This window comes from Catellatospora sp. IY07-71 (assembly GCF_018326265.1).
Taxonomy (GTDB): Bacteria; Actinomycetota; Actinomycetes; order Mycobacteriales; family Micromonosporaceae; genus Catellatospora.
The window spans coordinates 6,782,117-6,806,276 of the sequence record NZ_AP023360.1 but is presented as its reverse complement, the minus strand read 5'-3'; the positions used below and the strand labels follow the sequence as shown (position 1 = coordinate 6,806,276).

The window sequence follows — 24,160 nt, the reverse complement described above, 5'->3', positions numbered from 1 at the left end:
CTGCGAAGGGTAACGGCGGTCTGCAAAGGACTTTTGCGTCGCCGGCTGGAGGTTGGCGACGGGCACTAACCTGGAAGCCGGTCTCGATCCTCCAGGGGCCGGTCTGATCCGGTCTGGACCGGGCATAAGTCAAGGGAGCCCCGTGGACGCCGTCATGCTGCTGACCTTGGTCATGATCCTTGGTGGACCGGTGTTCTGGTGGGTGCTGCGGAGGACGGCCACCTACAGGTCGGCGCCCGGGGCCAACGCCGGCTCGCTCGTGATGCTGGTGAGCCTGGTGCTGTTCATCGTGGCCGGGCTGATCATGTTCTTCTCCGCCCTCGACAGCACGGCCGGCACCGTCGGCAGGGCGCTGTGGCTGTTCGCGGGCCTGCTCGCCATCTGGGCCACCGGGAAGTGGAGCTTCGCCCTGCCCGCGATCGTGGACCGCTGGTCGGCGCGGCATGAGGCGATGCTGCTGGCGCAGGCCGAGGCGGGCAACCCGCAGGCGGCGTACGCGCTGGGCCTGGGTCTCAAGATGCGGGGCGACCAGGCCGGGTCACGGCGATGGCTCCAGCAGGCCGCCGAGGCGGGGTTGACCAGCGCGCAGTGGGACCTGGGCCGCCTGGTCGAGGAGACCGACGGCCTGGCGGCCGCCAAGCCGTGGTTCATGGCCGCGGCGGCGAACGGCCACCCCGGGGCGCAGCGCCTGCTCGCGGCCGGCGGGCCGTACGACGTCCCGAACGGGTGACGGCCCGTTCGGGACGGGATCGCCGTGACCTGGGAGCGCCCGCGGCGCATACCTCCTGACCTGGTGTGACATCGGTTTTTCGGGTTGTGGCGGAGCTGTGGAGATGTCGGGCCGGTAGCGTGCTGACCAGCGCTTACGGCCGCTGTCGCACCTACCGTCGCTGGGCATGCGGACAGTGGATGTGCTCGTGGTGGGTGCGGGTCTGGCCGGGCTGCACACGGCCCGGCTGCTCGCCGGACGCGAGCTGACGGTGATGGTGGTGGACCGGCGCAGGTCCCTGGCGGCGGGCATCCGCACCACGGGGATCTTCGTGCGGCGTACGCTCGACGACTTCGACCTGCCCGGCCACCTGCTCGGGCCCGGTGTCCGGGACGTGCTGCTCTACCCGCCTTCGCGGCGAGCGCCGGTGCATCTGGCCAGCGACCGCGACGAGTACCGGGTGGCCGACATGGCGGCCGTCTACGAGCACGCGCACCGCGCGGCGCAGGCCGCCGGTGCCCAGGTGCTGCTGGGCGTGCGCTACGCCGGGACGGCGGGGGGAGTGGTGCTGCTGGAGGGCGCGGAGCCGGTGGCGGCCAGGTTCGTCGTCGGGGCCGACGGCGCCCGCTCGCGGGTGGCCCGTGACCTCGGGCTGGACGTCAACCGGCGGTTCCTGGTGGGTGCCGAGCTGGTCCATCCGATCGAGTCGGGCACCACGAGCCCGGCGTTCCACTGCGTGCTGGACCCGAGGATCGCCCCCGGCTACCTGGGCTGGGTCATCGACGACGGCGAGCACGCGCACGTCGGGGTGGCGGGCGATCCGGAGCAGATGCGCACCGGCGTACGCCATCTGCTGGAGGAGTTCGCCGCGACCGCGCCCGGCCGGGCCGCGCCGGCCGGCCAGGTCGCGCGCCGGGGCGGCCCGATCCCGGTGGGAGGGGTGCTGCGACGGATAGCGTGCCCGGCCGGGCTGCTCGTCGGGGACGCGGCAGGCGCGGTGTCGCCGCTGACGGCGGGCGGGCTGGACCCGTGCCTGCGGCTGTCCGAGCTGGCCGCGTCGGTGGCGGCCGGATACCTGCGCACCGGCGACGAGGGCCTGCTGCGGCGCTACGACGGGAACGGGCTGCGGGCGCGGTTCCGGGGGCGGCTGGCGCTGCGGCGGATGTTCGCGGGCATCCGGTCGGTGGCGGCGGCGGAAGCCGCGGTCGCGTTGCTGCGCACGGGGGCGGGACGCGGCGCGGCGGCGCGGATCATGTTCGGGGACGGCTCGTTCCCGGACGTGTCGCCGCGGCTGGTCGGCGCGGCGGCCACGAGCTGACCGCAGCGCCGTCGGCAGCACAAACGGCCGGGCAGAAAATCTTCGGAGAAATTTCCGGCGCCGTGTCGATCCGCGCGCGGGCCGTTCGACCTCGGGGTGAGAGGGTCGAGAGACGGCCCGCACGGCAAGGAGAACCGAGATGGCGAAGTACATGCTGATCATGCGCGCGACGGACGAGTCGCTCGCGAAGATGATGGAGACCCCGTTCGAGGAGATGCTGGAGACCGTCGGCCGCTTCAACGAGGAGCTGATCCGGGCCGGCGTGCTGATCGCCGCCGAGGGCCTGGACGATGCGGGCCAGGGCGTGGTGGTCGACTACAGCGGCGAGACGCCGGTGGTCACCGACGGCCCGTACGGCGAGACGAAGGAGCTGTTCGGCGGCTTCTACCTGATCGACGTGGCCACCAAGGAGGAGGCGGTCGAGTGGGCGAAGCGGATGCCCGCCACGGCCGGCTCGAAGTGCGAGATCCGCCGGGTGCCGACCATCGACGAGTTCCCGCAGGACAACGAGTGGATCATCAGGGAGCGGGCGTGGCGCGAGCGCACCGGCCAGCTCTGATGGACGCCGCCACCGACGGCCCGCTGATCGCCGAGTCGGCGCGGCGGGCCGTCGAGGCCGTCTGGCGCATCGAGTCCGCCCGGATCGTGGCCGCGCTGGCCCGCTACACCGGGGACTTCGCGCTGGCCGAGGACGTCGCGCAGGAGGCGGTGGCCGAGGCACTGGTCTCCTGGTCGCGGGACGGGGCGCCCCGGGACGCGGTGGGCTGGCTGCTCGCCACCGCCCGCCGCCGGGCGATCGACCTGTTCCGCCGCCGGTCGGCCCGCGACGAGCGGTACGCGATGCTCGCGCGTGGGCTCGGCGAGGGCGAGCACAGCGCGGGCGTGACGGTGCCCGCCGACCGGTCGGGGGAGCTGTGGGACCCGGACCGGATCGAGGACGACATCCTCTCGCTGATCTTCATCGCGTGCCATCCGGTGCTGGCGCCGGAGGCGCGGGTCGCGCTGACGCTGCGCGCGGTCGGCGGCCTGTCCAGCGAGGAGATCGCGCGGGCGTTCCTGGTGCCGGTGCCGACCGTGCAGGCGCGGATCACCCGGGCCAAGAAGACGATCGCCGCGGCGCACGTGCCGTTCGAGCTGCCGCCCGCCGAGCAGCGGCGCGAGCGGCTCGGGAGCGTACTGAGCGTGCTCTACGTGATCTTCACGGAGGGTTCGACGGCGACGGCCGGGGACAGCCTGCTGCGCCGTGATCTGGCGTACGAGGCGATCCGGCTGGCCCGGACCCTGGCCGCGCTGCTGCCGGCCGAGCCGGAGGTGTCGGGGCTGCTGGCGCTGTGCGAGCTGACGGCGGCCCGGTTCCCCGCCCGGACCGGGCCCGACGGTGAGCCGGTGCTGCTGGAGGACCAGGACCGGCGGCTGTGGGACCGGTCGGCGATCCGCCGTGGCCTGGCCGCGCTGGGCCGCGCCTCGGCCGCCGGGCGCGGGCTGGGGCCGTACGGCCTGCAGGCGGCGATCGCCGCGTGCCACGCGGCGGCGCCGTCGGTCGCCGACACCGACTGGGAGCGCATCGTGCTGCTGTACGAGGCGCTGGGCAGGGTGGCGCCGTCGCCGGTCGTCGAGCTGAACCGGGCCGTGGCCGTCGCCATGGCCACCGGACCCGGACCCGCGTTGGAGATCGTCGACGAGCTGGTGGCGACCGACCGGCTGCCGGGGTCGTACCTGGTGCCGAGCGTGCGCGGCGAGCTGCTGGCCCGGCTCGGCCGTACCGCCGAGGCGCGAGCGGAGCTGGAGCTCGCCGCCCGCCTCTGTGCCAACCTGCGCGAACGCTCCGTGCTCCTGCGCAAGGCGGCGGCGCTGGCGTGACCCGGCCCACGTTTGTCATCGACGTTGGCCTATCTAGATGAGTCCGATCTCGAAAAAGTCGTGGTGTCGGTGGCCTGGGCGGTCGGCCGGGGCTCGTTCTACCGTCCGGCCCCCGCGGCCGGCACCCCGACCGGCCCGCACGCCGCACCGGCCGCCAGGTCGCGGCTGTTCTCCCGCAACGCGGTCATGCACGTCGGCCTGAGCTGGGCGGTCACCGCGATTCCGCTGCTCGGGACAGTGGCCGTGGTGGTGGCGAGCAACCGCTGACCACCGCGTCCGCCGTCACCAGCCGCGCTGCACAGCCTGGCCGCATCGGTGTACGCACCCATGCCATGCCGCGGGCAGATCATGCGGGTTGGGCGGGCTCCGGCAGTTCGGGCAGGCCCTGGTCGTTGAGCGGCCAGAACGGGTTGTACGCGATCTCCCAGGCGTGCCCGTCGGGGTCGGCGAAGTAGCCCGAGTAGCCGCCCCACTCGACCTTCTGCGCGGGCTTGAGCAGCTCTGCCCCGGCCGCCACGGCGACGGCGAGCGACGCGTCCACCGCGGACTCCGAACCCACGTTGATCGCGTAGGTGCCGCCCCGGAAGCCGGTGACGTCCTGCGCGGGCAGCAGCGCGTCGGCGGCCAGCGCCGCGGTGGGGTAGAGGGCCAGCAACGCGCCGCCGGTGCGGAAAAAGCTGATCTCAACAGACGAGCGGCCGGACAGCGGCCAGCCGAGCGCCCGGTAGAACGCGGTCGAACGGGCGAGGTCGGCCACGCCGAGCGTCACGATGCTGATGCGCGCGGGAACGGTCACCGGGGCAGTATCCCATCACCCGTGATCAAGTACCGATGCCGTCGTGAGAATCCTCGTGGATCGCCTCATCGAGCGAGCGGCCCGTCACCGGCTCCACGAACAGCGGGCTGAGCAGCAGATCGCCGACGGTGGACACGGTGTGCCCGCGCTCGCCGAGCACGTCCGTCACGTGGGCGCCGATCAGGCCGCTGCCGCCGATCACGAGGATTCTCACGACGGCATCGTCCACTCCGGACCCCGGCGGTTGTCAAACCGGGGTCCGGCCCGTGGAGTTCATAGCTGGAGCTGGCGGGTGATGGTGGGGTCGGTGATGGCCGTGTCGCGGGCGAGCAGCATCGCCTTGCTGAGGATCACCGCCAGCACGCGGTCTCCCTCGAACGGCAGGAACACCCCGCCGGTCCCGGTGTCGGCGCGCTGGTTCGGCACGATGCACAGGTACTGGTCGTTGGGGCTCATCAGGATGTTGCCCGAGCCCAGGTGGATCCGGTAGGTGCGCAGGTCGCCCCGTACCACGAGGAAGCGGTCCTCGACGGTGGCGCGGTCGGCGATCGCCAGCCGCGGCACCAGCCGCCGCAGCAGGTCGCGCCGGGTCTGCGCGGTCGCGGTCAGCTCGCCGAAGCTGTACGAGGTCCAGTAGTCGGCGAACCGCCCGTCGGGGCCGCCGTCCTGCCAGGTCGGGTCGTTGCCGACGCTGGCGACGCCGACGAACAGGTCCACGTCACGCATCACCTCGCTGAACACCAGCGGCGGGACCTGGTCCAGCGGGATGCCGTCGCCGGGGCGGCCGCGCCAGCCGCGGTGGTAACCGCCGCCACCGGCGTGCGCGCTGTGCTCGGGCGCGTCCACGGCGTAGAAGCGCACCTGGTCGGTGGCCAGGCGCAGGTACGCGCCGCTCTCGGTGGTGTCGTCGCCGTACTCGTGCCCGATGCCCTCGACCCAGAACTCGGCGCGCAGACCCCATTCGGGCAGCTCCCGGGCGGCCGGCGGGTACTCGTCGTCGACCATGAGCCGCAGCCGGTTGCGCCAGCCGCGGGTGGCGGCCAGCGCATGGAACTGGTGCTGGCGCAGGACGTGGGCGGCGTACCGGTTGGAGTAGGTCCGGGTGTTCTCCTCGGCCGCGGTGAGCAGGTACACCTCGCGGTGGGCCTGCTTGAACGGCTGCACGACCAGGTCGCGTTCCAGCCGTTCCCGCCACGCCAGCACCTCCTCGACCGGCCGGCCGATGGGGTGCCACAGCCGCACCTCCGCCCCGTCAGCCGGGGTCACGGCGGTGCCGTCCACCGTGGTCAGGCCGCCGTCCGACCAGGCGAGGGCCTGCTCGCCGACGAGCCAGATCAGGCGGCGGGCGAGCGTGCCCAGCAGCGGGTGGTCGAGGTAGCGGGCGCGCCAGGCCGGGTAGGTCCAGGTGCGCTGGGCCAGGAACTGGCGGTCGAGTCGCTCGGCCTGGGCGGTGACCATCTTGTCGATGTCCTTGCCGGCCGCCTTCAGCTCGCGCAGCTCCTCGGCGTGGTCGCTGCGCACCGCGGCGGGCGCCGACTTCACGGGGCGGCCGGTGGCGGCGAACCAGGCCGTGCGTACACCGTCGGCGCCGACCGTGGTCTCGGCGCGCACCTCGCCGAAGTGGTCGACGCGCAGGCCGACCTCGGTCAGCCCGTACGTCGGCACGGCCAGCTCCTCGACCTCCGCGCGGCTCAGCCCCAGGGCGGCGGCGCGGGTGTCCAGCGCGGTGTTGAGCTCCTTCAGGGTGCCCTTGAAGGTGACACGGGCGGCCAGCCGTGCGATCTGCGCGAGCGCGTCGTCGGAGTCGATGCGGGCCAGGGTGTGCACGGCCGTGTTGGCGATCTTCGGGGAGCGCGGGCCGACCCCGGCCGCCTTGCGCAGCGACGTGTCGACGAGCGCGCCCAGCAGCCGGGCCAGGTCCGGCTGCGGTGGCAGCAGGCCCGCCAGCCAGATCAGGCCGCGCAGCACGGTCGCGTTGACCGGGTCGAACAGCTCGTTGACGTCGCTGTCGTAGTGGCGGCGCACCACGGGCCGGGTGCGGGGGCGGCCGACCAGGGAAAGCCAGCCGGTCAGCACGACGGCCGCCTTGTCCACGCCGACGGTGTCGAGCAGTGCCCGGCCACGCACCTCGAACGCCTTGGTGATCTTCGTGGGCGTCGCGGTCGCGGCGTGCGCGACCAGGTCGTGCCAGGGCTGCCCCAGCTCCGCCACCTCGGCCAGCACCCGGTCCGACCAGGCCTCGCCCAGGTTGAGCAGCGGCTGCGCAGGGACCTTGGCGAGCAGCGCCGGGAACTCCTTCGGGCGGTAGCTGCCGGTGACCGTGCGGCGCATCATCGCCAGGAAGTCGGCGGGCAGCTCCCGCCCCCGGTCGAGCAGGTCCCAGGCGGTGCTGACCAGGCTCGGGTCATGGCACATCCAGCGCTGTCCCTCGACCTCCAGCACCAGCGCGAACGCGTCGGCGGGGTCCGGCGGGGACAGCCTGCGCACCAGCCACTCGGCCAGCTCGAACAGGTGGTCCGCGTCGGCGGCGGTGCGTGCCGTGCGAGCCTGGTCGAGCAGTTGCCGGAGCAGCTCCCGCTGTTGCGGGCCGGGCAGCGCATGCAGCACGTCCTTGACCGAGGGAGAGCCGAATCCCCAGGCTCCGTGGCTCACCTGGGCGAGGGACACCAGCTGGGCCATGATCGCTTCGGTGTCGCCGGCCGCGAGCAGGCGCTTCAGCTCGGCCACCTGCTGCGGGTGCTGCGCCGTCGGTGCCATCAGCCACCCACCAGCGGGACGAGCTTGAGGAACGTGACCTCGGTGTTGCGCCCGAGCTGCAGCTCGGTGTCGAGCTCCTCGACCTGCCGCTCGTCGACGAGCACCACGAACCCGTTGCGGGAGAACGCCTCCACGGCCAGCGCGAACTGCTTCTCCGCGTCGACGCGCCGGTGGGTCTTCGTCTGGGGGCCGTTGAGGGCGCGCTCGGTGTCGCCGGGCTGGATCAGCCCGCGGAACACCTCGGCGCCGGCCGCGTTGTGCTCGGCCACCTCCTGGAACACCCGCCGCCTGATGATCTCGCGCAGCGTCAGCCGCTCCTCGAAGATCTCCAGATGCCATGCTGTGCCGCGTTCGCCCGCGGTCGTCTCGTCGACGAAGGTCACCGTCACCATGGCCGCGGAGTCTAGGGCGGCACCCCGACAACGCCCGCCCGCCAATGATCGAGGCTCCCGTCACGCTGGTGGAGCAGCATGGCGGGAGCCTCGATAACGCGGTGAGGGTCAGGCGAGACCCCGTTCGATCGCCGCGATGATCTGCGGGCGCAGCTCCTCGGGGCGGACGATGGCGTCGACGGAGCCGACCTGGACCGCCCGCTGGATGCTGTGCACGCCGTCGAACTCGGCCGCGACCTCGCCCAGCTTCTCCGCCCGGACCGTGGCCCGGGTGTCGAGCAGCTGCGCGGCCAGGGCCGCCCGCTCGCCGCCGGTCGCGACGGCGACCCGTGCCTCCAGCTCGGACACGCGCGGGTCCTTGGCGGTACGCGCGTCGACGTCGGCGGAGAACACCACGGCCGCCGCGGGCGCGCCGCCGAGCACCGAGGCGAACGAGCCGTCCACGGCCAGCACCGTCATGTTCGGGTTGAGCGCCTTGGAGAACACGACGAACGCGCCGCCGTGGTAGCGGGAGATCACGCAGAACACGATCGGGCCCCGGAAGTTCACGATCGCCCGGCCGATCTCGGCGCCGTACTCCAGCTGGAGCTTGCGCATCGACTCCGGCGAGCCGTCGAACCCGGACAGGTTCGCCAGCACGACCAGCGGCCGGTTGCCGCTGGCGGCGTTGATGGCCCGCGCGGCCTTCTTCGACGACTGCGGGAACAGGGTGCCCGCGGTGTACGTGTCCGGCCCGTCGGTGGGCGGGAAACCGTGCCGCGGCACCGAGCGCGACTCGATGCCGAGCAGCGTCACCGGGATGCCGCCCAGGTGCACGTCCTGCACGACCGCGGTGTCGGCGTCGGCCATGCCCGCCCAGCGCTCCAGGATCCGGTGGTCCTGGTCGACCAGCGCGCGCATCACCGTGCGGATGTCGAACGGCTTCTTGCGGTCGGGGTTGTGCTCCTTGGAGAAGATCTGCCCGACGGTGCTGAAGTCGCTGTCGGGCGCCGAGTGCGGGTACGCCGAGATGTCGCGGTCGGCGGGGTCGGCGGTGACGGCGCGGCGCGGCGCGGACTCGCCGGGGGCGATGTACGCGTGGTCGTGGTGGGCCATCACCACGTCCTGAGCGGCCCGCAGGTCAGGCGCCCAGTACTGCGCCTGGCCGTTGGGGCCCATGACCCGGTCGTAGCCGCCGATGCCGTAGTTGTCCTCGGCCGACACGCCGCCGGAGAAGTCCAGCGACTGCTTGCCGGTGAGCACCATCGCCGAGTCCGGCGTCATCACCAGGATGCCCTTGGTGTGCATGAGCATCGTGGCCTCGGCGTTCCAGTAGGGCTGGGCGCCGACGGTGATCCCGGCGATCACGATGTTGATCTCGCCGCCGCCCTGGGTGAACTCCACGATCCGCTTGAGCGCCGCGGCCACCCAGTCCATGTTCTCGGTGCCGGAGCTCATCGAGATCCGGGCGCCCGCGGACAGGGCGTACCAGTCGACGGGCACCTGCATCCGCTCGGCCAGGTCGAGCGCGGCGATCACGCGGGCGCACTCGGCCTCGGCCAGCGCGCCCAGCGCCTTGGTCGGGTCGCCGAGCAGCACCACCCGCTGGACGCCCTCGGGGTAGCGCTCGGTCGGGGTGCTCACCACACCGGCGACGATGCCGGCCTTGTTACGCCCCTTCGGCCGCTCGACCGGCACCAGCGCGCCGGTGTCGTCGAGGTCGTGCTCGGTGAACGTGCCGCCCTTGCCCGCGAGCAGGCCGGTCAGCTCGTACGGGTAGGTGGTGCCGCGGCGGCGCGCCGACAGCACCTTCTGCCGGTAGTCGTCGATCGGCTCGATCAGCTCGGTGGTCGGCGCGGTGACCGACATGCGCATGCCGGCGTCGAACGAGACCTCGACCGCGACGTCCTCGACCTGGCCGGTAGCGGCGTTGCGCTGGCGGCCGAGCACCAGAACCTGCTCCAGCCCGGCTCCCGCGGTACGCGGCAGCACCCGCTGGATCACGCCGTGCAGGTCCTCCACGGTCAGCTCGCTGGACGGCCAGACGTAGAGGGTGATGCGGTTGGTGTCCAGGCGCTTGCGCGCCGGGCGCTGGGCCTGCACGCGGCGGATCGCGTCGAGGCAGCCGTCGAGCATGCCCTCGAGCGCGGGCAGCGCGATGACGCGCCCGTCGGCGTCGCGCAGCGGCGTCAGGTCGCGGACCTGGCCCATCGCGGCGATCCGCTCGTCGGCGGGGTTGCTCGGCGCGACGCAGCGGAAGACGTACACCTCCTCGTCGGCCGAGGGCAGGCGGGTCAGGTCGAAGCTGGCCAGCCGCGGCAGCTGCAGGCGCTGGGCGATCATCGGGTGCAGGCCGCGGATGACCCGGTCCTCGCCCTCGCCCGGCCGGAACGTGAAGTGGTGGTGCATCGCGGTGCCGGTCGGCCCGGCCACCGAGACGGTGACCCGCTGCAGCACGTCCAGCAGACCGGCCTGGTCGATGGTCTGCTGCAGGCTCGCGGCCATCGCGTCGGTGTCGGGCTGGTCGGCCCAGGTCATGTAGACGTCGGCGACGGTGCCGTTGGCCACCAGCGACTTGACCTTCGCCAGGGCCGCGGGCAGCGCGCTCACGTCGGTGGCCACGGCCAGGAGCCGGAAACGCTCGCCGTCGCGCTCGTGGTCACTGGTGAAGAAGGTGTGGCCCGCCTGCTCGAAGCAGCGGCCCTCGTCGGCGCCCTTGGTGCCGTAGTAGCGGCGGCTCAGCACCTCCAGCATCGGGCCGTTGTCCGCGCCGGGCCGGCCGATGCGCTTGCCGAGCAGCCGGACCAGCGGCTCCGGGGAGGCGACCATCTGCGCGATGCGCTCGGCGCGGTCGGCCGAGTCCGGGTGCCGGTCGAGGTGACGCAGGTGGGCCCGGACGTCGTTGTAGACCTCGGCGCGCTTGCGGCGCAGCATCGGCTGGGCGGCCCAGCGGAACACGACGCTGCGGGCCAGGTCGCTGACCACCGGGAAGCGGACCTGCGTGGCGGAGATCAGGTGCTCCAGCGCCTGGCTGACCATCGCGCGCTGCTCGTCGCCGGGCATCGGGTCGGTCAGCCACTGCCGCAGCAGCGCCACGATCACGGCCACGTCGGCCGAGGACCGCTGCTGCGCGAGGAAGATCCGGAACACGGCCTCTTCCAGCGCGGGCGTACGGTCGAAGCTCTCGATGCCGTAGTGCGCGAGCACCCGCGCCAGCCGCTGCCGGAACGTGTCCGGCAGCCCGGCCCGCTCGACGTCGAGGCTCTGCAGGTAGGTGTGGAAGTACTCGCGCGGGCTGTGCACGCGGGTGTCGGCCCGGCTCTCCTCACCGGCGGGCCGGTTGCGGCTCAGCTCGGACAGGTCGGCGAACACCTGCAGCAGGCCCACCTCGGCCTCGATCGGGCGGTGGCCCAGTTCGGCCCGCCCGGCCAGGTAGGCCGACAGCGCGCGGCGCTCGTCGCGCGGGTCGAGGTCGTAGCCCAGCAGCAGGCTGCGCAGGTCGGCGCTGCCGCGGGCGACCCGCGCCTCGGCGGACAGGCCGGCCGGCTCCTGCGGCAGGGCGAGGTCGACGGTCTCGGTCTCGGCGGCCTCGGCGGCGCTGTCGTCGCCCACCGGCTCCAGGCGCAGCAGCGGGGCACCGGTCTCGACCTGGCTGCCGACGGTGACCAGGCACTCGCGCACCCGGGACTTCACCGGTGCGCGCAGCACCGTCTCCATCTTCATGCTCTCCAGCACGAGCACCGGCGCGCCCGCCTCGACCTCGGCGCCGACCTCCAGCGGCACGGCCACGACCAGCGCCGGGGCGGGGGAGCGCACCACGCCGCCCTCGTCGCGGCTGACCCGGTGCGTCACGCCGTCGACCTCGACCAGGTGGATCGGGCCGTGCGTATCGGTGACCAGGCGGAACCGGCGGCCGTTGACGATGATCCGGCCGGTGTGCTCGTCGAAGCGCTCGACCTCGGCGTCCACCGTGGAGTTGTCGTCGATGCCGACCCGGAAACGGTGCGGGGCGATCTGCGCGACGGTCACCCGGTAGGCGCTGCCGCGCAGCTTGAGGTCGATGGGGCGGCCGCTCTTGTGCTGGACCTGCGGGCGCCCGCCGTGCGCGGTGGACAGCAGCCGCTGCTGCTCGACCAGCGCCTCGTCCTCGTACGCCTCGATGGCGGCGGCGGCCAGCGCGATGCCGGAGTGCTTGGTGGAGACCAGGCGGCCCTCGGCGCGGACCCGGTCGATCCAGCCGGTGTCGGCGCTGCCGTCGATGACCTCGGGCTGGTCGAGCAGGTCGAGCAGGAAGCTCTTGTTGGTCGCGCCGCCCTCGATGATGACGGTGGTCTCGGCGACGGCCCGGCGCAGGCGGCCGAGCGCCTCCTCGCGGGTACGCCCGTACGCGATGATCTTGGCGATCATGGAGTCGAAGTCGGCGGGGATGACGTCGCCCTCGGCGACACCGGTGTCCACCCGCACGCCGGGACCGGCGGGCAGGGTCAGCCGCACGATCCGGCCCGGCGAGGGTGCGAAGTCGCGGTCCGGGTCCTCGGCGTTGAGCCGCGCCTCGACGGCGTGGCCGATCTCGGTGGGCACGCGATCGCCCAGCCGGCCGCCCGCGGCGACGTGGATCTGCGCCTTGACCAGGTCGAAGTCGGTGACGGCCTCGGTGATCGGGTGCTCCACCTGCAGGCGGGTGTTGACCTCGAGGAAGGCGAAGAGCTTCTCGCCCGGGTGGTAGAGGAACTCGACGGTGCCGGCGCCCTTGTAGCCAACGGCCAGGGCGAGCCGCTCGGCGGCCGACTTGACCTCCTTGATCTGCTCGGGGGCGAGCACGGGGGAGGCCGACTCCTCGATGACCTTCTGGTTGCGCCGCTGCACGGAGCAGTCGCGCACGCCCAGCGCCCAGGCGGTGCCCTGGCCGTCGGCGATGACCTGGACCTCGACGTGGCGGGCGCCGGTGACCAGGCGCTCCAGGAAGACGATGCCGCTGCCGAAGGCGCGCTTGGCCTCCAGGCTGGTGCGGTCGTACGCGTCGTCCAGCTCCTCGTCGCTGCGCACCACGCGGATGCCGCGGCCGCCGCCACCGGCGGTGGCCTTGAGCATCAGCGGGTACCCGATCTCGGCGGCGGCGCGCTTGGCGGCGTCGAGGCTCTCCACGGCGCCGCGGCTCCACGGCGCGACCGGCACGCCGACCTCCTCGGCGATCAGCTTCGAGCCGATCTTGTCACCGAGCTTGAGCATCGCTTCGGCGCTCGGGCCGATGAAGGTGACGCCGATCTTCTCGCACAGCTCGGCGAACGCCGGGTCCTCGGCGACGAAGCCCCAGCCGACCCAGGCCGCGTCCGCGCGGGTCTCCAGCAGGGCCCGCTCCAGCAGCGCGTGGTCGAGGTACGGCCGTGCCGAGGCGGGACCGAGGCAGAAGCTGTCGTCGGCCTCGCGCACGAAGGAGGCGGTGCGCTCTGCCTCGGTGTACAGCGCGATGGTCTCGATCGGCGGCGCCCCTGTCTCGGCGTTGATCTCGCGGACAGCGTGGATCAGCCGCATGGCGGCCTCTCCGCGGTTGACGATGGCGATGCGACTGAACACCGGGTATGCCTCCAAGAACCGAACAGGGACCCCATTCAGGGGCGGGGTCCCTGTTCTAAACCTTCGCACTTACTCGCCAGTAGGTAACCGCTGTGCGTATCAGCTCTGCACAGGGAATTTTGTAGAGATCCACCAACAGCGGAGCCTGTCGAAATGGACAATGAGCGCCATTTCCGGGAAAAGTGCCCCGTCCAGTTGGGAGAGATCGTCGATCCGGCCCCGCGACAGCCTCCCCGGGTCAGCCTAGAACCTGACGGAAAGGGGGACGACAATGGCCAGGACCTGGCTGATCACCGGTACGTCGAGCGGGTTCGGGTATGAACTCGCACGGGCCGTGCTGGCGCATGGCGACAACGTCGTGGCGGCCGCCCGGCGCCCCGAGACTCTGGACGAGCTGGTACGCGAACACGGCGAGCGGGTGCGCGCGGTGGCCCTCGACGTGACCGACGCCGCCGCGGCCCGTGACGCCGTGCGAGTCGCCGTCGACGCCTTCGGCGGGCTCGACGTGCTCGTCAACAACGCCGGGTACGCCGTCTCCGGCTCCATCGAGGAGACGCCCGACGAGGAGTTCCGGGCCCAGCTGGAGACGAACCTGTTCGGCGTGGTCAACGTGACCAGGGCGGCGCTGCCCGTGCTCCGGCGGCAGCGGCGCGGGCACGTGCTGCAGTTCTCCTCGATCGGCGGGCGCGTCGGCGGCACGCCGGGGCTGGCGGCGTACCAGACCGCGAAGTTCGGGGTGGAGGGCTTCTCCGAGGTGCTGGCCGCCGAGGTGGCGCCGTTCGGGGTGAAGGTGACCATCGTCGAGCCGGGCGGGTTCCGTACCAAGTGGTCGGCCGGAGCCGGGCGCACGGCCGCGCCGGTGGGGGAGGACTACCAGGCCACGGTGGGACGGTTCCTGCAATTCCGAGAGTCCTACCAGGGCACCGAGCCGGGCGACCCGGTGCGGGCCGCGCAGGTGCTCATCGACCTGGTGGACGCCGTCGAGCCGCCCCGGCGGCTGCTGCTCGGCAGCGACGCCCTCCAGCGTGCCCGCGAGGCGGAGCACGCCCGCCTCGCCGAGACCGAGCTGTGGGCCGACGTCACCGTCTCCACCGACTACCCGTCCTGAACGGGTCGGCCGCGCCCGGCTCTGCCGCCGTCGGGAGCGCGGCCCATGATCTGCCCGGGGGTCATGACCAGGGGCTCGTCGGTGCTGGCGGCACCCTGCACCCGCACCAGCGGCAAGCCCCGAGCGCCGTCGACGTCGCAGATGACGCCGCGCGTCGGCTCACCCAGGTCCACGGTCACCGCGTCACCGACGCCGACCTGCTCGCCGCTGACGACGATCCAGGTGGCGGCAGGGGCAATGCCTTCGTTCTCGGTTTCGTCCGCCATGACACCGCCCCTTCCCAGGTCGGCGGTGGCCGCTGTCCGGCCACGACCGTGCCCAACGGGCTGTCAGGCCGCCGGAGCCGGTAGCACTGACAATCGTTTTCACTAACAGCAGTCTCGCCGTCACGCCAGCGGATGTCCAGGTGGAACCGTGGCCGGCGGTGGAAAGTCACCCGGCTGTCCGCCGGGTAATGGACATCGCGCGCCGGGCCGCGGCCGCACGGCCTTGATCGTCAGACTTGCCAGGCACCTGGGGGAATGCGCGCTCAAGATACGCCCACCTGCCAGGCAAGTCGGACGATCAAGCGCGGGCGCGCGGGCGCGCGGGCGCGCGGGCCAGGGTGGGGCGGGGTCAGTGGGGGGTGGGGCGGCGGGTGGAGACGGGGCAGTCGGGGGCGCGGCAGTCGCGGCGGTGGCGGTGGATGCGGAAGTCGTTGGCGCTGATGCGCACGACGGACAGCCGGGGCCGCAGCGGGCTGCGCCACCAGTACGCGAGTTCGGCGCGGGCGGCCTGCGCGGCGTCCTGCTCGGTCAGGCGCGGGGCCACGAACTCGTGGGTGTACAGGTCCGGCCAGTCCCGCCGGACCGCGCAGATCTCGGCCGAATCGCGCACCCTGCGGCGGATCAGGCCACCCCAGCCGGTGCCGACGAGCAAGCCGCTCACGTGCCCTCCCCCGTCCGGTCCGGTGCCGGCGTCCGGCGGTGTGCCGGCCGCCTCCACCCCGTCGCGCGAGGGTGGAGGCGGCCGCACGCTCCCGGGGCGGCGACGCCTGCTGTGTACAAAACAGCCTTATCGCTCGGACCGGGGCGCAAACCCGCTGAGTCGGCTTTCCGTCCCGGCCCTCACCCGGGGGAGGTACGGGCCTACGCGTTGGCCGCCGCGACCAGCTGCGCGATCGCGTCGGGGCCGAACGTGCTGCCGGGGAACCCGGCCAGCCGGCTCAGCGGCAGGCTGGCCAGGAACAGGGAGACGGCCGGGTCGGCCGCCATCGCCGCCAGGGCGCCGCTGCCGGAGGAGGACGCGGCGAGCGCCTGCCCGAGGACGGCGGCGCCCTGCGGGTCGGCCAGCCACTCGCCCAGCGACGAGTCGGCGGTCAGCGGCGCCCGGGTGTCGTCGCCGGTGACCTCGACCGTCACCGAGGTGCGCAGGTCGCGGGAGGACGCACCGGCGGCGAGCAGGTACCCGCCGCCCTCGACGGCCCAGCGGCCCAGGCGCGGGTCCCAGTAGGCCAGCTCGGCGCGCTCGATGTGGACCACGGCTTCGGCGGTCTGACCGGCGGCGACGTCGACGACGGCGAAGCCCTTCAGCTCGCGTGGGGCACGGCGGACGGGCGAGCCGGGCAGGCTCGCGTACACCTGCACGATCTCGCGGCCGTCCCGGTCGCCGGTGTTGGTGACCGGGACCCGCACCTCGATCAGGTCGCCGGACACGGTCGCGGCGGCCTGGCCGTAGCCGAACGAGGTGTAGGACAGGCCGTGCCCGAACGGGTACGCGACCTCCTGCTCGCGGGCGTCGAAGCCGCGGTATCCGGCGTGCAGGCCCTCGCCGTAGCGCACGTGCCCGGCCTCGCCGGGGAAGTCGAGGTGGGACGGGTGGTGGGCGAGCCGCAGCGGGATCGTCTCGGTGAGCCGCCCGGACGGGTTGACCACGCCGAACAGCACGTCGGCCAGTGCGCCGCCGCCGGCCTGCCCGAGCAGCCAGCCTTCGACGAGCGCGGGCACGGCCCGGTCCCAGGGGGAGGTCAGCAGGACCGCGCCGTTGCTCAGCACGACGACGGTGTTCGGGTTGGCGGCGGCCACCTGCTCGACGAGGGCGCGGTGCGCGGCGGGCAGGTCGAGGTCGTCGCGGTCGCGGCCCTCGGTCTCGTGTGCGGTGCCGACGAAGACGACGGCGACGTCGCTGCCGCAGGCGGCCGCGACGGCCTCGGCGAGCAGGGTGTCGTCGGCGGAGCCGTCGGGCTGGTAGCCGGCCGCGAAGACGACCGGTGCCGAGGTGAGCGCGGTGATCTCGGTGAGTGCGTCGTCGAGCCGGGTGGGGTTGATCTGCGAGCTGCCGCCGCCCTGGTAGCGCGGGGTGCGGGCGAACTCGCCGATGACCGCGAGCGAGACGTCCCGCCGGGGGAGCGGGAGCAGGCCGCCGTCGTTCTTGAGCAGGACGACGCCGCGGGCGGCGGCCTCGCGGGCGAGCGCGTGGTGGGCCGCCTGGTCATAGGTCGCGTCCGGGTCGGCCGCGGCGACGGCTCTGTCGACCAGTGCCAGGACCCGGGCGGCGGCGGTGTCGAGGTCGGCGGGGTCGAGGACGCCCTGCTCGACGGCCTCGACCAGGGCGCGGTCGCCGGCGTCGGCGGGGCCGGGCATGGTCAGGTCGAGCCCGGCGTGCACGGAGGCGACGCGGTCGACCACGGCGCCCCAGTCGGACACCACGAGGCCCTCGAAGCCCCACTCGCCGCGCAGCACCTCGGTGAGCAGCCAGCGGTGCTGGGCGGCGTACACCCCGTTGATCCGGTTGTAGGCGCACATGACCGTCCACGGCTGCGCCTGCCGCACCACCCGCTGGAAGGCGCGCAGGTAGAGCTCGCGCAGGGTGCGCTCGTCGACGTCGGCGCTGACGCGCATCCGGTCGGTCTCCTGGCTGTTGACCGCGAAGTGCTTGAGCGAGGCGCCGACGCCCTGGCTCTGCAGGCCCTGCACCCAGGCGGTGGCGAGCACGCCGGTGAGCAGCGGGTCCTCGGCGTAGTACTCGAAGTTGCGGCCGCCCAGCGGGGTGCGCTTGAGGTTGACGCCCGGTCCGAGCAGCACGGAGACGCCCATGGCGCGGGCCTCGCGGCCGAGCGCGGCGCCGACCCGGCCGACGAGTTCGGCGTCCCAAGTCGAGCCGAGGGCGACGGCGGGCGGGAAGCAGGTCGCCGGCTCGCTGGCGCCGAGGTCGAGGTCGGCCCCGGCGGGCTGCTTGCGTACGCCGTGCGGGCCGTCGGTGACCATGATCGAGGGCACGTCGCCCACGGCGGTGGTGTGCCAGAAGTCGCTGCCGCTGGTCAGCGCGGCCTTCTCCGCGATGCTCAAGCGGGCCAGGCGCGGGTCGTGGCTCATGCGGGTTCCTCTCCGGGGAGCGGGCGGGCTTACTTAGTACCTAGTAGGTAGTAGCCATGGGGTAACCTAACCACGCCGATACCGCCGCACAAGAGCCGAGCCGAGGGATGGTGCCGGGACCGTGGCCGACACCGCGCCGACCTACCGCAGGGACCGCCCGCGCCTGCCCGCCGAGCAGCGCCGCCGCCAGATCATGGCGGTGACGACGCGGCTGATCGCCGAGCGCGGCTTCTGGGGCCTGTCCATGCAGGACGTGGCCGACGGCTGCGGGCTGACCGTGCCGGGCCTGCTGCACCACGTGGGCTCGAAGGACGGCCTGCTCGTCGCCGTGCTCGACCACCGCGACGCCGAGGACGCCCGCTCCCTGGCCGCCGAGCTGGGCCTCGACGAGCAGCAGCTCGCCGGTGGCGACCGGCGCCGGTGGCGCGGCGTCGACCTGCGGCGGATGTGCGCGGCCCTGGTCCGCCGCAACGCCGCGCAGCCGGAGATCGTGCGCCTGTTCGCCGTGCTGGAGGCCGAGTCGCTGGCCCCCAGCCACCCCGCGCACGGATACTTCGTGGCCCGGCAGGACCAGATCCTGGCCGTGTTCACCGAGCTGGCCGAGGGGCTGACCGACCGGCCGGGGTCGCTGGCGCGCCAGATCGTGGCGATGATGGACGGGTTGCAGATCCTGTGGCTGCGCGCGCCCGGCTCGACCGATCTGGTCGCCGAGTGGGAGTCCGCCGCGGAGCTCCTCTTCGGACGGCCGGACGGGGCCTGACCAGCGCGTATCGCGCGGGTTTCGGAGGCGGAAAATCCGTTTCCGGAAGGTCGTTCGCGGGTCTGGTGAAAGGGTGCCGGCCTCGCTACATTCCCGGCATGACGCCCGTCGCCCCGTCGCCCATCGCCTCCTCCTCTGGTGGCTCCCGGCTGCTCACCGGGTTGCTCGTGCTCGCGGTCGTGGGGCTCGCCGTCCTGATCGTCCGCTGGCCCGAGCCGCCGCCGGACGTCCAGCCGCCGACCGCGCCGGGCGGGGTCAGCCTGGGCGAGACGACCTGCCGCTCGGCCGCGCTGAGCTGGGCCGCCTCCTCCGACGACCGCGAGGTCACCTGGTATGCGGTGCTCCGGGACGGGCAGGTGCTCGCCGAGATCGACGCTGAGCACACCTCGGCGGTGATCGAGGCGGCGCCCGCGCAGGAGTGGCAGCTCCAGGTCAAGGCGCAGGACGAGGCCGGCAACGTGTCGCCGCCGAGCGAGACGCTCGTGGTGACGCCGCCGGAGTGCGGATCGGACGCCAAGGCGCCCGCCGCGCCGGGCGGCGTGAAGGCCACCGCGGACGGCACCACGGTGACCATGGTCTGGAACGCGGCCGCCGACGATGTCGGGGTGACGGCGTACGACGTGTTCCGCGACGGTGGGAAGGTGGGCACGGTCGCGGGCAGCGCCGGTGACCGGTTCAGCTTCACCGACTTCGGGGTGCCCCCGGACAGCAGGCATCGCTATCACGTGAGCGCCCGTGACGGGCAGGGCAACCTGTCGGCCCCCAGCGCGGGGATCGAGGTGACCGCGGGGAAGTCCTGCACCGTGCTGTGCGAGGTCAGCGTCGTCGCCGAGGACCCCGCGACGGTGACCGCCCTGGCGCCGCTGCCCGACGGCACGGTGCTCTACGGCAGGCGTGACCAGCACGAGGTGCTGCTGCTCGATCCGCGGACCGGCCAGTCCAAGCCGCTGGGCACGGTGCCGGGCACGGTGGGCACCGGCAACAGCGGGCTGCTGGGCCTGGCCGTCGCGCCCACCTTCGCCAAGGACCGCTGGGTGTACGCCTTCCAGACCACGGCGACGGACAACCGGATCGTCCGGCTGCGCCTGCGTGCCGCGGGGCTGGACGGCGGCTCGATGGAGTCGCTGGTCGTGGGCATCCCGCGCGGCAAGGTCCACAACGGAGGCGGGCTGCGGTTCGGGCCGGACGGCAAGCTCTACGTCGCCACCGGCGACGCCGGGGTGCCGCGCCTGGCCCAGGACATGGCCGGCCTCGCGGGCAAGGTGCTGCGGTTCAACCCGGACGGCAAGGTGCCCTCCGGCAACCCGTTCGGCGGCTACATCTGGAGTTACGGGCACCGCGATCCGCGCGGCCTCGCCTTCGACCCGCGCGGCAAGCTCTGGATGCAGGAGTACGGCGACACCGTCGAGGACGAGACCAACCTCGTGGTGAAGGGCGGCAACCACGGCTGGCCGATGTGCGAGGGCACCGAGTCGAGGTCGGGCACCGGGTGCGCGTCGTCCAGCCTCGTCGCGCCCAAGTACATGTTCCCGGCCGGGGAGGGCGGCTGCGGCGGGCTGGCCGTGGTGCGCACCGTCGTCTACGTCGCGTGCGCGACCGGCGCCCGGCTCTACCGCGTCTCCCTCGACGGTGACGACATCGCCGACGTGCAGCCGGTGCTGGTCGGCACCTACGGGAAGCTGTACACGGCCGCGCCCGGCGTGGGCGGCACGGTGTGGATCGCCGCCGGCGGCACCGCACCGGGCGGCGCCGGCACGCGGTTCCTGCGCATAACGCTGCCCACGGCGGAGTGACCGCTGCCGGAGGCCGGGCCGCCCGCGCGGCCCGGCCCCGGCGGTCACGCCGTCCGGTCCAGGTCGAGCCAGTACCGCCGGATCGAGCCGAGCTCGGTGTCCTGGACGTTCTCGAAGACGCCGCCGTGGTGCTCGATGGTGCGGGCCGAGGCGACGTTGTCCACGGCGCAGACCAGGAGCACCCGGTCCACGCCGAGCGCGGCGCGCGCCTCGCCGAGCATCTCGCCCAGCGCCCAGGTGGCCAGGCCCCGGCGGCGCGCGGACGGGCGCACGCCGTAGCCGATGTGACCGCGCAGCGGGTCGAACCGGTGCCGCAGCGCGAAACCGCCCAGCACCCGGCCGTGCTCGACGAGCCAGCGGGGTGAGCCGTGCGGCTCGTCGGGGCAGGGCGCTCCGGCGGGGTGGGTGAGCCGGGTCCGCTCGTGCACCCACGCGGCGAAGCCCTCGGGCGAGTGCACGTCGTCGTCGGCGCCGAGGCCGAAGCCGTCCTCGTGCAGGCCGGGACCCCACTCCTCGTGGCACTCGAGGAACTCGGCATGCAGGCGGGCGGTCGGGAGGATCAGTTCAGGCATGCGGGCCACCGTAGTGACGACGGCGTGTTCCGGCCGCCCATGCACTTGCAAGATCAAACGGGCACTGAAGCTCTGCCTGCGACCGAAAACGGCGCCCCGCTCAGGGGGGATCGAGGGTGGGATCGGCAGGTGCTCCAGGGGCGATCTGGCGGCCCTCAAGGCGTGCCGTCGACGAGGCCCTGCCGTCGTTTCCAGACACCGGCGCGGTGATCTGTGCCACACTTCCCTCGGCGGTCAGCTCGGCCAGCCGCCGCCGCGCGGGCTCGGCCGCCGCGCCGCCCAGCTCGTCGTAGATCTCCACGGCCTTCTGCCAGGCCTCCACCGCCGCGGGAAGGTCGGACAGCGCCTCCTGGGCGTCGCCGAGCCGGGTGAGGGTCTCCGCCTCGTGATAGCGGTTCGCCGACTCGCGGAAGCGCTCGATGGACTGCTCGAAGCAGGTCACCGCCTGGGCCGGGTCGCCCAGGCGGTGGTACGCGAAACCGAGGCTGTCCAGGGTCGCGGCCTGGCCCACCCGGTCGCCCATCCGCCGCTGGCGGGTCAGCGCCTCCGTGCAGTCGGCCACGGCCCGCGCGTAGTCGCCGTTCAGGGCGTGCAGGTAGCCCTTGGTGTTCAGGGCGCGCGCCTCGGCGTAGTCGTTGCCGATCAGCCGGGACACCCGCAGCGCGTCGGCGCTGTGCGCCAGCGCCTCGTCCAGCCGCCCGCGCCGCGTGCACTGCTCGGTGTACTGCCGCAGCACCAGCGCGATGCTGGCCAGGTCGTCGAGCTGCCCGTACAGGTCGAGCGCGCGCCGGATGTGGTGCTCGGCCGCGTCGTGGTCGCCGAGCCGCATGAGCGCCCGCGCGAGCATCCGGCTGGCCAGGGCCTGCGCCTCGGTGTCGCCGATGCGTTCGGCCGCGGCGAGCGCCGTCTGCTGGGCGGTGAGCTGGTCCTGGAACAGGCCGCGCGGGGCGAGGTAGGCGGCCAGCGTCCAGGCCAGCTGCCCGGCATACCGCTCGTATCCGGTCTCGGCGGCCTGGCGCAGCACCCGCAGCAGCACCGGATGCTCGGCGTTGAACCAGGCCGTGGCGGCGGCCCGGTCGGCGATCGGCACGTGCGTGTCCGGCTGCCGGGCGGGTTCGGGCTCGATCGGCGTCCACGTCGGCTGCAGCAGCACGGCGGCGGGATGGGCGCTGTGCAGGTAGTGGTCGTACATCCGGCCCCGGGCGGCGTGCCGTTCGGTGTCCTGCTCGCCGTCGCGGGCCAGCTCGGCCGCGTACGTGCGGAGCAGGTCGTGCAGGCAGTAGCGCCCCGGCAGGTGCTCGGTGAGCAGGTGCAGCCGGGTCAGCTCGTGCAGCGGGGCGCCGATCTCGGCCCGGGACCGGCCGCACAGGGCCGCGGCGGCCGCGCCGGTCAGGTCCGGTCCGGGATGCAGGCCCAGCAGGCGCAGCAGCCGTGCCGCGTCGGGGCTCAGCGCCCGGTGCGACCACGAGAAGACCCGGCGCAGGTCGCCGTCGGCCAGGGCGGCGAGCCGGTCCTCGGAGGTACGCAGCTGCGCGGCGACGGCGTCGAGCGGAAAGGCGGGCCGGGCGGCCACCCGGGCCGCGACGATGGACAGCGCGAGCGGCAGGCGGCCGGTCAGCTCGATCATGTCGGCGACCGCTGCGGGCTCCGCGCTGAGCCGGTCCGGCCCGAGCCGGCCGCGCAGCAGGTTCCGGGACTCCGGTTCGGTCAGGACGTCGAGGGTGAGCGGCCGGGCGGCCTCGGCGGCGGCGAGCCCGGCGAGCTGGTCACGGCTGGTCACCAGCACGGCGCACCGGCCCGCGCCGGGCAGCAGCGGGCGCACCTGGGCGGCGTCGCGGGCGTTGTCGAGCACGATGAGCATGCGGCGGTCCGCCAGCAGGCTGCGGTAGAGCCCGGTCCGGGCGTCGGTGCTGCTCGGGATGCGGCCGATCGGCACCCCGAGCGCCTCCAGGAAGGTGACGAGGGCGTCGGCGGGGTTGACCGCGTCGCCGTCGTCGTAGCCGCGCAGGTTGAGGTAGAGCTGGCCGTCGGGGAAACGGTCGAGCATCCGATGTGCCCAGTGCAGGGCCAGGGTGGTCTTGCCGACGCCGGCCATGCCGCTGACGGTGGCGATGTCCACCCGGGCCGGGCGGTCTGCCGGGCCGGTGAGGAATCCGTCGAGCAGGGTCAGCTCGGTGCTGCGGCCGACGAAGCCCGGCACGGCCAGCGGCAGCTGCTGCGGGTGCCCGGACACCGGGCGCGCCGCACCGGGGCCGGCGACGGCGGGGTGCGCGTCGAGGCGGTGGTGCAGGACGTCCTCATGCAGCCGGGTCAGCTCGGGCCCGGGGTCCATGCCCGTCTCCTCGGCCAGCACCCGCCGGGCCTGCCGGAACGCCGCCAGCGCGCCGGAGACGTCACCGGTGCGGTAGAGGCCGCGCATGAGCAGGGCCCAGCCACGCTGGCGCAGCGGATGCCGGTGCAGCAGCGTGCGCAGCCCCGCGACCGCCGCCGCCGGCTCGCCGACCGCGAGCCGCGCCTCGGCGTGGTCCTCCTCGGCCAGCAGCCGCCGCTCGGCCAGCTGCGCGACCCGGGCGTCGAGGCGCCGGGGCAGGGGCAGCCCGGCGAAGGCCGGTCCGCGCCACAGGCCCACGGCGGTGGCCATGGCCGCCGCGGCGCCGCGCGCGTCACCTGCGGCCAGGGCGGCCCGGCCGCGCGCCGCGGCGGCGTCGAAGCGGTCCAGGTCCCGCTCGCCCGGCTCCACCCGCAGCAGGTAGCCGCCGGGCGTGGTGCGGATCCGCCCGTCCTGGCCGCCGTCGAGTTCCTTGCGCAGGCCGCGGACGTAGGTGCGGATGTTGGCCGCCGCGGAGTCGGGCGGATCGCCGCCCCACAGCGCCGCCGTCAGCTCGTGGACGCTCACCGTCTCGCCCGGGTGCAGCAGCAGCACGGCGAGGACGAGCCGCTGTTTCGTCGAGCCGAGCGGGACCGGCCGGCCGTCTCGCGACACCGTCAGCGGGCCGAGCAGGTCGAAGTGGACGGGCAAGCTTCACCTCAGCGAGCAGCGCACCGGGCGGGCGCGCGGGGGCACCGGTGGTACGGCGATGTGCACGAATTGTAGGTCCGCCGCCGTACCATCCCGCACGCATGATCTCTCATATCTCGATCGATCGGGCGTGCTCGCCTTCAACGTGGTCGACCGGCGGCGGACGGTCG

General features: G+C 73.7%; 18 protein-coding genes. 8 read left to right on the top strand and 10 right to left on the bottom strand.

The annotated features are described in order from the left end of the window. Positions 1-142 precede the first annotated feature (142 nt). The 5 genes from CS0771_RS30240 to CS0771_RS30220 all read left to right on the top strand — a co-directional run bounded on the left by CS0771_RS30240 (position 143) and on the right by CS0771_RS30220 (position 4,154). Positions 143-730 (top strand): tetratricopeptide repeat protein, encoded by a 588-nt coding sequence (locus CS0771_RS30240; RefSeq protein ID WP_212844168.1) that lies wholly within the window; start codon positions 143-145, stop codon positions 728-730. 166 nt (positions 731-896) lie between these two features. After that, the gene (locus CS0771_RS30235) at positions 897-2,027 is read left to right on the top strand and encodes an NAD(P)/FAD-dependent oxidoreductase (protein WP_212844167.1); all 1,131 of its coding nucleotides are present in this window, start codon (positions 897-899) and stop codon (positions 2,025-2,027) included. A 139-nt stretch (positions 2,028-2,166) separates the two neighbouring features. After that, positions 2,167-2,586 (top strand): YciI family protein, encoded by a 420-nt coding sequence (locus CS0771_RS30230; RefSeq protein ID WP_212844166.1) that lies wholly within the window; start codon positions 2,167-2,169, stop codon positions 2,584-2,586. After that, positions 2,586-3,887 (top strand): RNA polymerase sigma factor, encoded by a 1,302-nt coding sequence (locus tag CS0771_RS30225; RefSeq protein WP_212846122.1) that lies wholly within the window; start codon positions 2,586-2,588, stop codon positions 3,885-3,887. The genes CS0771_RS30230 and CS0771_RS30225 overlap by 1 nt, the downstream gene beginning before the upstream one ends. Before the next feature lie 63 nt (positions 3,888-3,950). After that, positions 3,951-4,154 carry a hypothetical protein gene (locus CS0771_RS30220; RefSeq protein ID WP_212844165.1) on the top strand — a complete coding sequence of 68 codons (204 nt, stop codon included), beginning with the start codon at positions 3,951-3,953 and terminating at the stop codon, positions 4,152-4,154. A 79-nt stretch (positions 4,155-4,233) separates the two neighbouring features. Here CS0771_RS30220 and CS0771_RS30215 read toward each other — a convergent pair whose 3' ends face one another. From CS0771_RS30215 to CS0771_RS30195, 5 genes are all read right to left on the bottom strand, one after another. Then, entirely contained in the window at positions 4,234-4,683 is a 450-nt protein-coding gene (locus CS0771_RS30215) for a VOC family protein (protein WP_212844164.1), read from the bottom strand. Positions 4,684-4,708: 25 nt separating this feature from the next. Then, positions 4,709-4,897, bottom strand: a complete 189-nt coding sequence (locus CS0771_RS39090) for an NAD-dependent epimerase/dehydratase family protein (RefSeq protein ID WP_244871121.1) — start codon at positions 4,895-4,897, stop codon at positions 4,709-4,711. Between the two features lie 59 nt (positions 4,898-4,956). After that, the gene (locus tag CS0771_RS30205; RefSeq protein WP_244871120.1) at positions 4,957-7,440 is read right to left on the bottom strand and encodes a DUF4132 domain-containing protein; all 2,484 of its coding nucleotides are present in this window, start codon (positions 7,438-7,440) and stop codon (positions 4,957-4,959) included. Further along, positions 7,440-7,832 carry a hypothetical protein gene (locus tag CS0771_RS30200; RefSeq protein WP_244871119.1) on the bottom strand — a complete coding sequence of 131 codons (393 nt, stop codon included), beginning with the start codon at positions 7,830-7,832 and terminating at the stop codon, positions 7,440-7,442. Before CS0771_RS30200 ends, CS0771_RS30205 begins: the two co-directional genes overlap by 1 nt. A 108-nt stretch (positions 7,833-7,940) precedes the next feature. After that, positions 7,941-13,385 (bottom strand): carboxyl transferase domain-containing protein, encoded by a 5,445-nt coding sequence (locus CS0771_RS30195; RefSeq protein WP_212844163.1) that lies wholly within the window; start codon positions 13,383-13,385, stop codon positions 7,941-7,943. 271 nt (positions 13,386-13,656) lie between these two features. Here CS0771_RS30195 and CS0771_RS30190 point away from each other — a divergent pair, with 271 nt between their 5' ends. Beyond that, complete coding sequence (locus tag CS0771_RS30190) at positions 13,657-14,493, top strand: oxidoreductase (protein ID WP_212844162.1); 837 nt, start codon at positions 13,657-13,659, stop codon at positions 14,491-14,493. Here CS0771_RS30190 and CS0771_RS30185 read toward each other — a convergent pair. The 3 genes from CS0771_RS30185 to CS0771_RS30175 all read right to left on the bottom strand — a co-directional run bounded on the left by CS0771_RS30185 (position 14,481) and on the right by CS0771_RS30175 (position 17,846). Next, positions 14,481-14,759, bottom strand: coding sequence for a hypothetical protein (locus CS0771_RS30185; RefSeq protein ID WP_212844161.1), 279 nt, complete (start codon positions 14,757-14,759; stop codon positions 14,481-14,483). The genes CS0771_RS30190 and CS0771_RS30185 overlap by 13 nt on opposite strands. Before the next feature lie 349 nt (positions 14,760-15,108). Further along, entirely contained in the window at positions 15,109-15,420 is a 312-nt protein-coding gene (locus CS0771_RS30180) for a hypothetical protein (RefSeq protein ID WP_212844160.1), read from the bottom strand. A 200-nt stretch (positions 15,421-15,620) separates the two neighbouring features. Beyond that, positions 15,621-17,846: a glycoside hydrolase family 3 C-terminal domain-containing protein gene (locus CS0771_RS30175; RefSeq protein ID WP_212844159.1), complete on the bottom strand. Its 2,226-nt coding sequence runs from the start codon at positions 17,844-17,846 to the stop codon at positions 15,621-15,623. A gap of 121 nt (positions 17,847-17,967) precedes the next feature. Between CS0771_RS30175 and CS0771_RS30170 the strand changes: the two genes are divergently transcribed. Further along, complete coding sequence (locus tag CS0771_RS30170) at positions 17,968-18,606, top strand: TetR/AcrR family transcriptional regulator (RefSeq protein ID WP_244871118.1); 639 nt, start codon at positions 17,968-17,970, stop codon at positions 18,604-18,606. A 98-nt stretch (positions 18,607-18,704) separates the two neighbouring features. Then, positions 18,705-20,399 carry a PQQ-dependent sugar dehydrogenase gene (locus CS0771_RS30165; RefSeq protein WP_212844158.1) on the top strand — a complete coding sequence of 565 codons (1,695 nt, stop codon included), beginning with the start codon at positions 18,705-18,707 and terminating at the stop codon, positions 20,397-20,399. Between the two features lie 44 nt (positions 20,400-20,443). On the opposite strand, the gene CS0771_RS30160 is transcribed toward CS0771_RS30165, so the two are convergent. Together CS0771_RS30160 and CS0771_RS30155 are read right to left on the bottom strand one after the other, a co-directional pair. Then, the gene (locus tag CS0771_RS30160) at positions 20,444-20,971 is read right to left on the bottom strand and encodes a GNAT family N-acetyltransferase (RefSeq protein ID WP_212844157.1); all 528 of its coding nucleotides are present in this window, start codon (positions 20,969-20,971) and stop codon (positions 20,444-20,446) included. Between the two features lie 100 nt (positions 20,972-21,071). Further along, positions 21,072-23,990, bottom strand: coding sequence for a BTAD domain-containing putative transcriptional regulator (locus tag CS0771_RS30155; protein ID WP_212844156.1), 2,919 nt, complete (start codon positions 23,988-23,990; stop codon positions 21,072-21,074). Between the last annotated feature and the right edge of the window lie 170 nt (positions 23,991-24,160).

Excerpts from the sequence above, each read along its gene's own strand:
- CS0771_RS30235 (WP_212844167.1), top strand. The coding sequence starts at position 897 with ATGCGGACAGTGGATGTGCTCGTGGTGGGTGCGGGTCTGGCCGGGCTG.
- CS0771_RS30230 (WP_212844166.1), top strand. The coding sequence starts at position 2,167 with ATGGCGAAGTACATGCTGATCATGCGCGCGACGGACGAGTCGCTCGCG.
- CS0771_RS30225 (WP_212846122.1), top strand. The coding sequence starts at position 2,586 with ATGGACGCCGCCACCGACGGCCCGCTGATCGCCGAGTCGGCGCGGCGG.
- CS0771_RS30205 (WP_244871120.1), bottom strand. The coding sequence starts at position 7,440 with ATGGCACCGACGGCGCAGCACCCGCAGCAGGTGGCCGAGCTGAAGCGC.
- CS0771_RS30200 (WP_244871119.1), bottom strand. The coding sequence starts at position 7,832 with ATGGTGACGGTGACCTTCGTCGACGAGACGACCGCGGGCGAACGCGGC.
- CS0771_RS30190 (WP_212844162.1), top strand. The coding sequence starts at position 13,657 with ATGGCCAGGACCTGGCTGATCACCGGTACGTCGAGCGGGTTCGGGTAT.
- CS0771_RS30185 (WP_212844161.1), bottom strand. The coding sequence starts at position 14,759 with ATGGCGGACGAAACCGAGAACGAAGGCATTGCCCCTGCCGCCACCTGG.
- CS0771_RS30175 (WP_212844159.1), bottom strand. The coding sequence starts at position 17,846 with ATGAGCCACGACCCGCGCCTGGCCCGCTTGAGCATCGCGGAGAAGGCC.
- CS0771_RS30165 (WP_212844158.1), top strand. The coding sequence starts at position 18,705 with ATGACGCCCGTCGCCCCGTCGCCCATCGCCTCCTCCTCTGGTGGCTCC.
- CS0771_RS30160 (WP_212844157.1), bottom strand. The coding sequence starts at position 20,971 with ATGCCTGAACTGATCCTCCCGACCGCCCGCCTGCATGCCGAGTTCCTC.